The 12,487-nt window shown below is 44.6% G+C and carries 9 protein-coding genes; 3 read left to right on the top strand and 6 right to left on the bottom strand.

Features of this window, described 5'->3' with window-relative positions:
• Positions 1–38: 38 nt before the first annotated feature.
• Positions 39–941 carry a histone deacetylase family protein gene (locus tag FEK29_RS08145; RefSeq protein WP_138257927.1) on the bottom strand — a complete coding sequence of 301 codons (903 nt, stop codon included), beginning with the start codon at positions 939–941 and terminating at the stop codon, positions 39–41.
• A gap of 53 nt (positions 942–994) precedes the next feature.
• Between FEK29_RS08145 and FEK29_RS08140 the strand changes: the two genes are divergently transcribed.
• Positions 995–1,951, top strand: a complete 957-nt coding sequence (locus tag FEK29_RS08140) for an L-threonylcarbamoyladenylate synthase (RefSeq protein ID WP_138257926.1) — start codon at positions 995–997, stop codon at positions 1,949–1,951.
• Positions 1,952–1,966: 15 nt separating this feature from the next.
• Here the strand turns inward: FEK29_RS08140 and FEK29_RS08135 are convergent, their stop codons facing one another.
• The 4 genes from FEK29_RS08135 to FEK29_RS08120 form a co-directional block, all read right to left on the bottom strand.
• Positions 1,967–4,114: a Tex family protein gene (locus FEK29_RS08135; protein WP_138257925.1), complete on the bottom strand. Its 2,148-nt coding sequence runs from the start codon at positions 4,112–4,114 to the stop codon at positions 1,967–1,969.
• A 59-nt stretch (positions 4,115–4,173) separates the two neighbouring features.
• Positions 4,174–6,249: a methionine--tRNA ligase gene (gene metG / locus FEK29_RS08130; RefSeq protein WP_138257924.1), complete on the bottom strand. Its 2,076-nt coding sequence runs from the start codon at positions 6,247–6,249 to the stop codon at positions 4,174–4,176.
• Positions 6,250–6,375: 126 nt separating this feature from the next.
• Positions 6,376–8,076 (bottom strand): DUF1501 domain-containing protein, encoded by a 1,701-nt coding sequence (locus FEK29_RS08125; protein ID WP_138257923.1) that lies wholly within the window; start codon positions 8,074–8,076, stop codon positions 6,376–6,378.
• A 14-nt stretch (positions 8,077–8,090) separates the two neighbouring features.
• Positions 8,091–9,584 (bottom strand): DUF1800 domain-containing protein, encoded by a 1,494-nt coding sequence (locus FEK29_RS08120; protein ID WP_138257922.1) that lies wholly within the window; start codon positions 9,582–9,584, stop codon positions 8,091–8,093.
• A gap of 190 nt (positions 9,585–9,774) precedes the next feature.
• Here FEK29_RS08120 and FEK29_RS08115 point away from each other — a divergent pair, with 190 nt between their 5' ends.
• Together FEK29_RS08115 and FEK29_RS08110 are read left to right on the top strand one after the other, a co-directional pair.
• A complete protein-coding gene (locus FEK29_RS08115; protein WP_138257921.1) occupies positions 9,775–10,134 on the top strand; it encodes a YraN family protein in 360 nt (119 codons plus the stop codon).
• 188 nt (positions 10,135–10,322) lie between these two features.
• On the top strand, positions 10,323–10,982 hold the full coding sequence (locus FEK29_RS08110; protein WP_138257920.1) for an aspartate kinase: 660 nt from the start codon (positions 10,323–10,325) through the stop codon (positions 10,980–10,982).
• 179 nt (positions 10,983–11,161) lie between these two features.
• On the opposite strand, the gene FEK29_RS08105 is transcribed toward FEK29_RS08110, so the two are convergent.
• Positions 11,162–12,484 (bottom strand): thioredoxin-like domain-containing protein, encoded by a 1,323-nt coding sequence (locus FEK29_RS08105; RefSeq protein WP_138257919.1) that lies wholly within the window; start codon positions 12,482–12,484, stop codon positions 11,162–11,164.
• Positions 12,485–12,487: the final 3 nt, after the last annotated feature.

Below are 12,487 nucleotides of genomic sequence, written 5' to 3'. Positions count from 1 at the left end.
TTTGAGAGCACTTGGGTCATTATATTATTTTGCGGTATTCAGGTAAAAATAACGGTAGCTAGTCTAAACGTATTGGCGTGTGCCTCAATAATGGTTTTGATTTCCATGGAATACCCTCCTCCCATACTACATTGGACCGGAATTCCATGTTCTTTGCAGGTCTTTAGGACAAATTCGTCACGTTGTTTGCAACCGTTTAAGCTTAGGGCCAGGGTTCCTAGTTTATCGGTTTCCAACACATCCACCCCGCAGAGATAGAATATAAAATCAGGCCGATGTTTTTCTATCAGCCCGGGCAGGGTATCCTGTAGAATGGAGAGATATTCTTCGTCGTTAGTTCCTTTTTCCAACGAAATATCTAAATCCGATACCTCCTTTTTAAAGGGATAATTCCCTGCCCCGTGCATGGAGAAGGTAAATACGGAAGCATCTTTTTGGAAGATTTCCGCTGTACCGTTTCCTTGGTGTACGTCCAAATCCACGATCAATATGCGATTCGCCAATTTTTTGGACTGCAGATATCGGGCACCTATGGCCTGATCGTTCAACATACAAAAGGCTTCGCCCCGATTGCTGTAGGCATGGTGTGTTCCGCCGGCAATGTTCATGGCAACTCCATGTTGAATGGCATATTCACAGGCTTTCATGGTGCCATCGGCAATGATCCGCTCCCGTTCCACCAAATTCTCGTCCAGTGGAAATCCAATTTTTCGGGCCTCCTTATGAGGAATTTTAAGGTTTAGGAGGTCATAAAAATATTCGGCATCGTGGGCGGCAACGATGTACTTGTCATTTGGGATTTCCGGGGCAAAGAAATTTTCATCGGTACAAGTCCCTTCATACAAAAGCTGCTTGGGTAACAGTTCGTATTTGATCATCGGGAACCGATGTCCTTCCGGCAACGGATGTTTGTAAATGGGGTGGTAGGCGATTTTCAGCATCAATTGACTGTCAATGTGCAAAAATAGGCAAACCTTAGTTACCTTTGGTCCCCATGAAGACCTCAATAACTACGGCTATTGAAAAATGCCAGGAACTTTTAATGGAAGGGCACCTAGTAGCCATCCCTACCGAGACGGTGTATGGATTGGCAGCAAATGCCTTGGACAGTATGGCGGTAAAGCGCATTTTTGAGATGAAGGGCCGGCCTGCTTTCAATCCCTTGATCGTTCATATCCACCAAATGGAGCAGTTGTCCATTTTGGCGAAGGATATTCCCCAAAAGGCCTATGAATTGGCAGAGGCTTTTTGGCCGGGTTCTCTAACCTTGATATTGTCCAAGAAGGATATAGTGCCTGAAATCATTACTGGTGGCAAGCCTACCGTGGGGGTGCGAATGCCAAATCACCCGTTGACGCAAGAACTTTTAAAAGGCTTGCCATTTCCCTTGGCGGCCCCCAGTGCCAATCCCTTTACGCGGGTGAGTCCAACCTCTGCCCAACATGTGTGGGACTATTTTGGTGACCGAATTCCAGCTATTTTGGATGGTGGTCCTTGTCAGGTTGGTTTGGAATCCACCATTGTGGGATTTGAAGGGGAGACCCCTATTTTATACCGAAAAGGGGGCATTCCCAAGGAGGCCGTTGAGGCTGTCGTTGGCGAACTAAAGATTTCCACAGAAAATGAAACATCTCCGGAAGCCCCTGGCATGCTGCTAAAACACTATTCTCCCAGAACCCCTTTACTGGTTTGTGATAATATTAGAGAGGAATTAATGAATAATCCACATAAGAAAGTGGGAGTCCTATCATTCTACCAGGAAGACTTTCCATCGGCTACCAAGGTCATCACCCTATCGCAAAAAAAACAAATGGAAGAGGCGGCCACGTTCCTTTTTGAGGCCTTGCATATCTTGGATGCGAGCGGTCTGGATTTGATCCTTGCCGAACGTTTTCCGGAAAAGGGCTTGGGCAGTAGCATCAACGACCGCTTGTTCCGGGCGCAGAACTAAAACACTTTTAAAATCCTAGCCTTTGTGCAGCTTCAATTGTATCCTTTTTCTAGGAATATCGACGGACAATACCTTTACGATAACCTGCTGATGAAGGCTTACATGGGCATTTACGTCCTTTACGAAACTATCCGAAAGGTTGGAAACATGGATGAGGCCACTTTCCTTGATGCCGATGTCCACAAAACAGCCAAAATTGGTAATGTTGTTCACGATGCCGGGCAACAACTGTCCGTCCCGCAAATCCGAAATGGTTTTGATGTTTTGGTCGAAAGTGAAAACCTTTGCCTTTTCGCGACGGTCGAGTCCGGGTTTTTCCAGTTCGGAAAGAATATCCTCCAAAGTGGGTAGGCCAATGGTATCCGTGCAGTATTTTTTGAGATCGATTTCCTTCAGTAGGGCCTTATTTCCAATAAGTTCAGATATACCCTTCTTTTTGTCCGATGCCATTTTTTGAACAATAGGGTAGCTCTCCGGATGTACGGCGGAATCGTCCAAGGGATTTTCGGCATCCTTTATCCGAAGAAATCCAGCACCCTGTTCAAAGGCTTTTCCGCCTAAACGGGGAACCTCCATAATTTCCTTCCGACTCCCAAATGGTCCATGGGCCGTTCTATGGGCCACGATGTTTTCGGCGAGTTTTGGCCCAATACCGGATACGTAACTTAACAGGGGGACACTTGCCGTGTTGATGTTCACCCCAACGGAGTTCACACAGCTTTCCACCACCGTATCCAAGGATTTCTTCAATTTTGATTGGTCCACATCGTGCTGGTATTGCCCCACACCAATGGACTTGGGGTCGATTTTTACCAATTCGGCCAAAGGGTCCGCCAAGCGCCTTCCAATGGAAACAGCACCACGAACGGTAACATCGTAATTGGGAAATTCCTCCCGGGCAATTTTGGAGGCCGAGTAGATGGAAGCCCCGGCCTCGCTGACCACGAAAACCTCAATGGGATTTTTAAACCCCACTTTTTTTACCAATCGTTCCGTTTCCCTGGATGCGGTTCCATTTCCAATGGCAATGGCCTCGATTTTGTAGGCATCGGCCAAGGAACTTAATTTTTTGATAGCTCCGGTAACATCGTTCTGAGGGGCATGGGGATAGATGGTTTCATTGTGCATAAGGTTCCCCAGTTCGTCCAGGCAAACCACCTTACAACCGGTCCTAAAACCTGGGTCAATCGCTAATATTCGTTTTTCGCCCAAAGGAGCCCCCAACAACAACTGGCGTAGGTTTTTGGAAAAAACGGCGATTGCTTCGTCATCTGCCTTTTCCTTGGCGTTTTTTAGCAGTTCATTGGAAAGGGAAGGAAAGAGTAAACGCTTGTAGGCATCGGCAATGGCCAATGTTATATGCTCCGAACAGGCATTTTTGGTTTTGATGATTTTGTTCTCGATGCGTTGCAGTAACCGTTCATCGTCCAGTTCTATTTTTACTCGGATGATTTTTTCCGATTCCGACCGTAAAATGGCCAATAGCCGGTGCGATGGACAACGGTTCAAGGGTTCGCTCCAATCAAAATAATCCCGGTATTTTTGAGATTTTTCACTTGTGCTGAGCGTAGTCGAAGCATCCTTCATCGCTGAAACCACTTTTGTGGTAATCAATGCGAACCGTTCCAACTGGTTCCGGATCATATTTCTAACATCAGTGCGTTCATTGATCCACTCGGCAATAATGTGTCGTGCACCCTCTAAAGCTTCGTCTTCGTTTTGTACCTCGGGACTTAGGTATTTGGATGCCAAGAACTCAATGTCGTCCGACCGTTGGGCCATGATAATTTTGGCCAAGGGTTCCAACCCTTGTTTTCGGGCTACCTCGGCCTTGGTCTTTTTACTTTTTTTGAAGGGGAGGTACAGGTCTTCCAATTGGGTCAAATCCTCGGCGGATTCAAACTTGGCCCTAAGTTCCGGGGTTAAAAGGTCTTGTTCCTCTACCGATTTTATAATAGCGCTTTTGCGTTTTTCTAGGGCCTCGAATTGTTCTTTAAACTGAACGATACTGCCAATCTGGACTTCGTCCAATCCACCTGTAGCTTCCTTCCTGTATCGTGATATAAAAGGGACGGTACAATCTTGGTTTAATAGGTCAACCGTGTTTAGAATCCCTTTTTCGAGAAGGTTTGTGTGTTTTTGGATGTAGAGTAGCAATAACATTTTAAATTGGGTTTTGTCCGGTCGAGCGCAGTCGAGACCTTTTAAAGTGTGTAGGATTTTTAGCTAATGGTTAATCCATTACCAACCCCATCCTCATCCGGATTTACGAATACCAATTTACCTTCCTTGTTTTCCGTCATCAAGATCATGCCCTCACTTTCCACCCCACGTAAGGCCCTGGGTGCTAGATTGACCAATACGGTCACTTTTTTGCCCACAATTTCTTCCGGGGTAAAACTTTCGGCAATACCGGAGACAATGGTACGAACATCCAAACCGGTATCCACTTTTAGGACCAATAATTTTTTGGCTTTGGGCATTTTCTCGGCTTCCACTATGGTGCCTACGCGCATGTCCAGTTTGGAGAAATCGTCAAAGGTAATCGTATCCTTTTGTGGCATAAGGGCTTTGTTTTCTTGTTGGTTTGCTTTTTTTGTAGCTTCCAGCTTGTCCAGTTGCGCTTGAATTTCAGCGTCTTCAATTTTACGGAACAATAGCTCGGATTGACCAATTTTGTGTCCGGGGGGTAACAGAATATCTTTGGTAGATACCTCATTCCAAGAGGTCTCGATTGCGCTCGACCGGACCCCTAAAATGCTTTTCAGCTTATCCGAAGTAAACGGTAAAAACGGTTCGCTCAAAACCCCCAATCCAGCGGCAATTTGCAAAGCCACATACATAATTGTTTTTACACGCTCCTCGTCTTCTTTAATGACTTTCCAGGGTTCTGCATCGGCTAAATATTTATTGCCCAAGCGGGCAAGATTCATCAACTCCTGGCCTGCTTCCCTAAAGCGGTAGCGCTCCAAGGAACTGGAGATAATCTCCGGAAAATTTTTGAGTTCGTTCAAGGTTTCACTATCCACTTCCAAAAGGGTACTTGGAGCAGGTATTTTGCCTTCATAGTACTTATTTGTTAGCACTACGACACGGTTCACAAAATTCCCAAAAATGGCCACCAGCTCATTGTTGTTCCTGGCCTGAAAGTCCTTCCAGGTAAAATCGTTGTCCTTTGTTTCCGGGGCATTGGCCGTTAAGGTATACCGAAGCACGTCCTGCATGTTTGGAAAATCCTCCAAATATTCGTGCAGCCACACGGCCCAGTTTTTGGAGGTGGAAAGCTTGTTCCCCTCCAGATTCAGGAACTCGTTGGCGGGGACGTTTTCCGGTAGGATATAATTCCCATGTGCTTTTAGGATGGATGGAAAAATGATGCAGTGAAAAACGATATTGTCCTTACCGATAAAATGCACCAATTTGGTATCCTTGTCCTGCCAGTAGGGTTTCCAGTCCTTTCCCTCTCTTTCCGCCCATTCCTTGGTGGAGGAGATGTAGCCAATGGGTGCATCAAACCATACATACAAAACTTTGCCTTCTCCGCCTTTTACGGGTACGGGAATCCCCCAATCCAGATCCCGAGTAACCGCACGGGGTTCGAGACCGCCATCAATCCAGGATTTGCACTGGCCGTAGACGTTGGGTTTCCAATCGTCCTTATGGCCTTTTAAGATCCATTCCCTTAAAAAATCCTCATAGCGGTCCAAGGGCAAAAACCAATGGGTGGTCTCCTTTGTTGTGGGTGTCGTGCCCGTTATGGTGGATTTTGGATTGATCAAATCGGTGGCATTCAGGGAGGAACCGCAATTCTCGCATTGGTCGCCATAGGCTTCCTCGTTACCGCATTTTGGACAGGTGCCGATGACGAATCGGTCGGCCAAAAATTGTTTCGCTTCCTCGTCGTATAATTGGGCGGTAGTTTCCTCTATGAAATCTCCCTGTTCGTATAATTGTTTGAAAAATCCCGATGCTGTTTCATGATGTACCTCTGCTGAGGTCCTGGAATAATTGTCAAAAGAAATGCCAAAATCCGCAAAGGATTTTTTTATGATACCGTGGTATTTGTCGATGACATTCTTGGGCGAAACACCTTCCTTCTTGGCTTTCATGGAAATGGCCACGCCATGTTCGTCGCTTCCACAGACAAAGGCAACCTCCTTGCCCGTTAGGCGTAAATATCGGGTATAAATATCGGCAGGCACGTAGACCCCGGCCAAATGGCCAATGTGTATAGGTCCGTTGGTATAGGGTAGGGCGGCCGTAACGGTATATCTTTTGGGTGTAATGGCTTTGGTCATCGGATTAAATTAAAGGCACAAAAATAACCATTTTTAATCCCTAGTTGGGCCGGATACGGAAAAAACAAAAAACCCTCGGCGTACCATAGTACGACCGAAGGTCAAGTTGCATAGTGGGGAAACCGTTTACGCTACCATAACCGACTTGCTCATCTTTTGGTTCTGTACACTTATGCGATAAATGTACTTGCCGGATGATAGGTGTTTGGGCATGCGCTCTCGTATGTTGATCTCTGTGGACCCTTCTAGCATCATTTCGTTAAAAACGGTACCAACGTGTTGTCCAAGAATATTGTACAATTGAATATCCACCTGCGCCGAGAACGGCATTTCCAGATAAATATGTGGGGTACTATCCGTAGGATAGAAAGGTTTGTGAACGATGGCGTTCAATAGATCGGGGTTTGCGGGATCTGTTCCTTCCTCACCGGGTTGTGTTGGCGGGGTTACCGGACCGTCGCTGTAAACAATATCGGGGAAATCAGTACCGCTACAGTTGAATCCTAAATTCACCGGATTGTAGGGGTGGTCCAAAAGATGTTGTTCCACCAGCGGAATGTCCACGCACAACCATTCGGCCAAAACCGTGGCATACAAATCCCGGAAATCCATGGTGTATTCCAGGTTGCCTCTTCCGTCAGGGTCGTCCAACGTGGGATGGTCTCCCACAAAGGCACTTCCGTTCAATCCCGAGCCAAAGAATAGGGTAGGGGCCGCCTTTCCATGGTCCGTTCCGTTGGAACCGTTTTCGAAAATTCTTCGGCCAAATTCTGAAAAGGTCATGCTCAATACCTGATTGTCCTGTTGGGTAAACCCGAGATCCTCGTAGAAATTATTGATGGCTATGGATAGATTGGTCATTAATCGCTCATGTGCCAAAGGCTGATTGCCGTGGGTGTCAAAACCACCCATCGATACCATGTATACCTTGGTGCCCAAATTGCCTTTTATCAATCTTGCCAAAAGGGCCATTTGACGGGCAAACCCGTTATCCTGATATTCCACTTGGTTTTGGCCCCTTGCATAGGCTTCGTGAATAAGACCGGAATATTCATAGGTAGTATTCGCCACCCCTCTTAAAAACTTTAATTGGTCCCCGTACATACAGCCATTAAAGAGGGCATTGTCCAAACCATAAACTACGCCAGATTCTGCAATCTCCTGTAGTTGCTCCACGTTAGAGGTCACAAAGGCATAATTGGTTTCCTCCCCTTGGAAAATCAAATTTCCAAACTGCCCGATCTGTATCGCTGCCGGAGCGGCGGGAGGGTTTATCAAATAATCGGGATAAATATTTTCGAAATGTCTTCCCATCCATCCGGTATTGAGTCCACTAAAACCGGTTGTGGTCAAATCAGTATTCGCATAAATATCGGAACCCGTAAAATGAGAGAGACTTTGGTTTTGATATCCTACACCGTGGACTGCCTTGAACTGACCATTGCCCCACATGGGCTCCAAAGCTCCCATGTAAGATGGAACACCAAATTCATCCGTAAGTTTTAACACTTTACTTTCTGGGATATAGATATTGGGTCGTGCGTTGGCATAGCTGTCATATTGCTCAATGGGGATAACGGTACTTAGACCATCGTTTCCTCCAGATAACCTTATAAGAATTAAGATGTTATCCGTTTCCGCCGCGGCAATACCTGCGGTCAATGGGGAGGGAGAGGATGCGGTAAGCATATTGGCTCCCAATAACATAGAACCGGAACCGGCGATTCCCAATGCCTGTAAAAAGGAACGACGGCTCCATATTTGATGTTCTTTATCATGACCATCGTGTTCCAGTCCTTTGTGGGGTGAGTGATGTGTATGGCACATAGTAGTAGGTGTTGTTATTTTAATTGATATTCAGGTTGTCTAGCTAGGTATTGCATCAAAAGATACACTTGATATGGGGCTTGTGGCCAAGTGGCCAAGGTCCAGGATTCCTGGTTGCCACCTTCGTAGTAAACGTCTTCCACATCACTTCTAAAGATGGCGAATGCCTTTGCATACTCGCCTTCGTCCAATAATCCTTTGGGGAGGATAAAGTCGATGATGAGCCGGGCTACCGCATCAGGATTGGTACTGGTCAAGCCAGTGGTTCCTGTTATGGATAAACCCAACGACCTGAATTGTTCGTTATCCTGTTGGTAGAAGGTCTCCAAAAGACTTTCAATGGTAAGCCACCTACCTATAATAAAATTAGTGTTGATCCACGTTCTGTCCCGCTGCCATCCGGCAACATCAAAGGGGTCGAACAATTCTTGACCTAAAAGTCCACTGTAATTGAGCATGGAGCCCAACACGGTATCATCATAGGCAAAGCTTGTTTCCTTCAAGGTGTTCAAATAAAAATCGAACGGACTTTTAATGATGACGCCAATGGCCTCATCGTCAAAAAAGTGTTGGCTTTTAAATAGCTGCCTTAAGACAGGAGCCAAATCAAAATTGTTTGAAATGAACGTCGATGCCATGCCGTCAATAATTACTTGGGCGTTGTTCATGTCGTCCTGTGAATCCGGATGTACGAAAAACTCATAGAGTTTACGACAGATGAATTCTGCTATTTCATTGGGTCTTTGCTGAAACAGGATGTTGATAACATCGTCATAGCCCCAATTGCCCGTTTGGCCCAAAATGGTTTTGGTACCCGTATCATGTCTGTCTGCCCTAAAGGTCACCTGGGTACACCCTTCCTCTCCACGCTCCACGTAACCACTAAGGGCCCTTGCCGTTTCTATGATATCCTGCTCCGTGTACCCATTTCCTTCACCAAGGGTAAATAGTTCATAGAGTTCCCTTGCGTAATTCTCATTGGGATTGTTACCATTGTTATAGACACCGTCCAAATAATAGAGCATGGCACTGGTTAGGCCAATTTCACTTACGAACGTCCTGAAATTTCCAATGGCATTTCTTTGAAGGCAGTTGATGTAGTGGTATAGGAAGGAGTTACAATCGTACACATCCAATTCGGTCACAAAATGGTTGCTCCAGAAGAAACTCAATCGGTCCCTAAGATTGTTCGACAATAGGGCATTGGTATAGCCAAGGGCGAATTCTGACCGTTGTTGGTTAACCAATTGCCTACGGGCATCATCGTCTGCTGGATAATTCGCATTGTTCCAATCCGCCCAAAGAGGGGCGGCCGTAGGGGCCATGTTTATGGCCTGGTCCACCAAGGCATCCACAAGGGTACCGGCATTTTGTCCAATGGCTTGGTTGATGGTATCTACCGATGCACTAAAACCTAATCTTCTGTAAAGGTGTAAAGCTCTAGTCTGGTCTAAAGGTGCCGTATACGGAGCAAGGGTAGAAGTATTACAATTAATGAAATATTCCATAGTCCTGAAAGTAGGGCGTTAATAATGTTACGTTCAATAGAGTTGGGGCTTCTATCTAACGCAACGAAATTTGGGATAGTATGAGAATCCGTATATTTTCGTTGTCCGACAGCCGAATTTAATATGTTCCTTTTTTAAAAACGGTAAAAAACATATTTTTTCGACGAAATACACTTTTTTACGGAATATTATGGGAAAACATAATGAGTTTGGGAAGGAAGGAGAGGAGATGGCCAAAGACTACCTTATAAAAAATGGATATCAAATCTGCTATCAAAACTATAGGTACCTGAAAGCTGAAATTGATATTATTGCCAAAAAGGATAACGTCTTGGCCATTGTGGAGGTGCGTTCGCGAAGCTCCGATTTTTTTGAGAATATTGCAGAAACGGTAACACCCAAGAAAATAAAGCTATTGGTCATGGCGGCGGATCATTATGTAACCTCCAACGATTTGGATGTGGAAACCCGTTTCGATATCATCACCATTCTGAAAGAAAAGGGGACCTTTCAATTGGAACATCTTGAATCCGCGTTTTACCACTTTTGATTATCCTATTAGGTTTATAGAATAATGTTTAAAAACATTTTGTTTTATTTATAACAAGTTGTTATATTTGCTCAAACAACCAAATGTCTGAAATGAGCCAATGGCATACTCGTAAGCCAACGAGGTGCTCCGAAAGTTATCGGGAAGGTGCATAGCATACAGCTTTTTAAATCAATAAATTCTAACATATGAAGACCATTTCTTCCGTTGTAGAGCATTACATCAAGAAAAAACCGTTCTTGCAAAGCGCCTTGGCACAAGGTATCATCAACCTTACATCGCTTTCAAGAATCGTCAAACCTGAAATTGAGTCCGAACTGGGAAAGGATATACGAAACGGTGCTATTGTCATGGCGCTGAAAAGACTTTCCGATGACCTTGAATTTAGGGCTACACACAAGATTTTAAAGGTGTTGAAGAATATCGGGGAGATTACGGTGCGGTCCTCCCTATCGGATTATACGTTTTTGGCTTCGGATAAAATACTGGTGCATCAGGCTAAATTATTGGAAGAAATCAATGAAAACCAAGATGTCTTTTATACTTCCAGTAGGGGCGTAAACGAAATCAATATCGTCATCAGCAGTATTATGGACGAAACCGTCCAAAGACTTTTCAAGGACGAGAAATGTACCCAAAAAGCGGATAACCTTTCCTCCATAACGGTCAAGTTGCCTGCGGAAAACGTATCCGTTCCAGGAATCTACTACTTTATTTTTCAGCGATTGGCGTGGGAAGGAATCGTGCTCTACGAAGTTATCTCCACAACCAACGAGTTTACCATTTTGGTGAATGACGAACAGGTAGATATCGCCTTTAAGACCATTAAGGACTTAAAAACCTTGTAGTTGAAGTTTAGGGAGCTATGGGAGTTCTTTAGTATTGGCTATTTAAAAATTCCAAGCTGTAAATTCCAAATTTCAAAAAAATGGTTGTATTTACAATAGTCCTTTTTCTTAAAAACAAATCTTTAATAAAACCCTGAAAATCAACTAGTTTTAGGTTGACAAACCTGGGTTCAGTTTTTTTAATTACTTCTCTTTAAATAGTCAACAACCGCCTCGGCACTTTCCGGTCTGTCCAAGAATCGTTTGTCCTTGTCCAGGATAAAGTAGGTGGGTGTCTGTTGAATCGCAAAAGTCTTTACATAGGGGCTTTCCCACTTCTCAAGGGCTATGGCGTGGTGGAAATCGGGCAACTTGGGAATGGTCTGTTCCCAATTTTCCTTACCGTCCTCCAAACCAACGGCGAGCACCTTCAAATCCTTGACGGTTTTTAGGTGTTCGTGAAGACCGGGCAATTCATTTAAACAATGGGAGCATGTACTGCTCCAAAAAATCAGGAGGTAGTTGGAAGCACCGGTCAAACCTGACAATGATTTGTTTACTCCATTTTCCTCCCAAGTAATATCGGGCGAAACGGCCCCTTTACGGAGTCGGGTTTGGGTTTCGATGTTCGTAATTAAGTTTGCATTATTGGTATCTGTAGCAAGTTTTTTCAAATAGGTATTGAAAATATAGTCCGAAACGGTGTAGACCTCACTTTCATTGGCCTTGTTCCACGCCTTCGCCCAAATCGATGTTTGCAAAACTTTTGGAACCACCTCCAATTTTGAGGCCAAAAAATCCACGTTTTTATTGATTTCCTTCACCAAATCCTTTTCTGGAGTTCCGGGGGGAATGGCCCAGAACATATAGTTTATGATTTTATCGGAAAAAAATTCTGAGGGCTGTAGCGTCGCGTTTTTAAAATCAATGGCATCAAAGTAGTGTTTCTTTTTCTCGATAAGATAGTCTTCCAAAGACATATACTCTTTTGGTAGATAGTGCCTATTCGCTTTTACGAAAGTATCTGCGATCAAACCTTGCGATTGGGTCTCGAAGGAATATTGCACCTGTTTTAGGTTGTTCACCAAGTCCATGTACTCCTTTTTATCCGATTTATCTTCGCTGTAAAAGGCCATGAGTGCATCCTTGGCATTTTCGATTTCGGTGAAGTAATCATAGTAGATCATGTTTTCCTTAGAACTCACGATCGTAATGCCCTCGTCCAAGTTAAAATTGAAGACGATATCCTCTTCGCAGTTGTAAACGATATCGATAAAGTACTCATCTTGGGGAACGCCATACACCAATCTGTAGGTGCCCGGGGAAACGGAATTGGGCAAGGTAAAGGAAAACTGGCCGTCCTTTACACCCGTATCCGTAACGTATTGAATACCGTCGCTGGACAGGTGATATACCATGATATAGCGAAAAGCATCGGCCGGGGAGAAATTACCCGAAACCGTATGTTGTGATTGGACTTTAAAGGATAAAAAAAGCAATAACAAAATCTTTGCGATCTTCATAAA

The organism is Maribacter aurantiacus (genome assembly GCF_005780245.1).
In the GTDB taxonomy this organism is placed as follows: domain Bacteria; phylum Bacteroidota; class Bacteroidia; order Flavobacteriales; family Flavobacteriaceae; genus Maribacter; species Maribacter flavus.
This window is presented reverse-complemented; position numbering and strand designations above follow the sequence as displayed.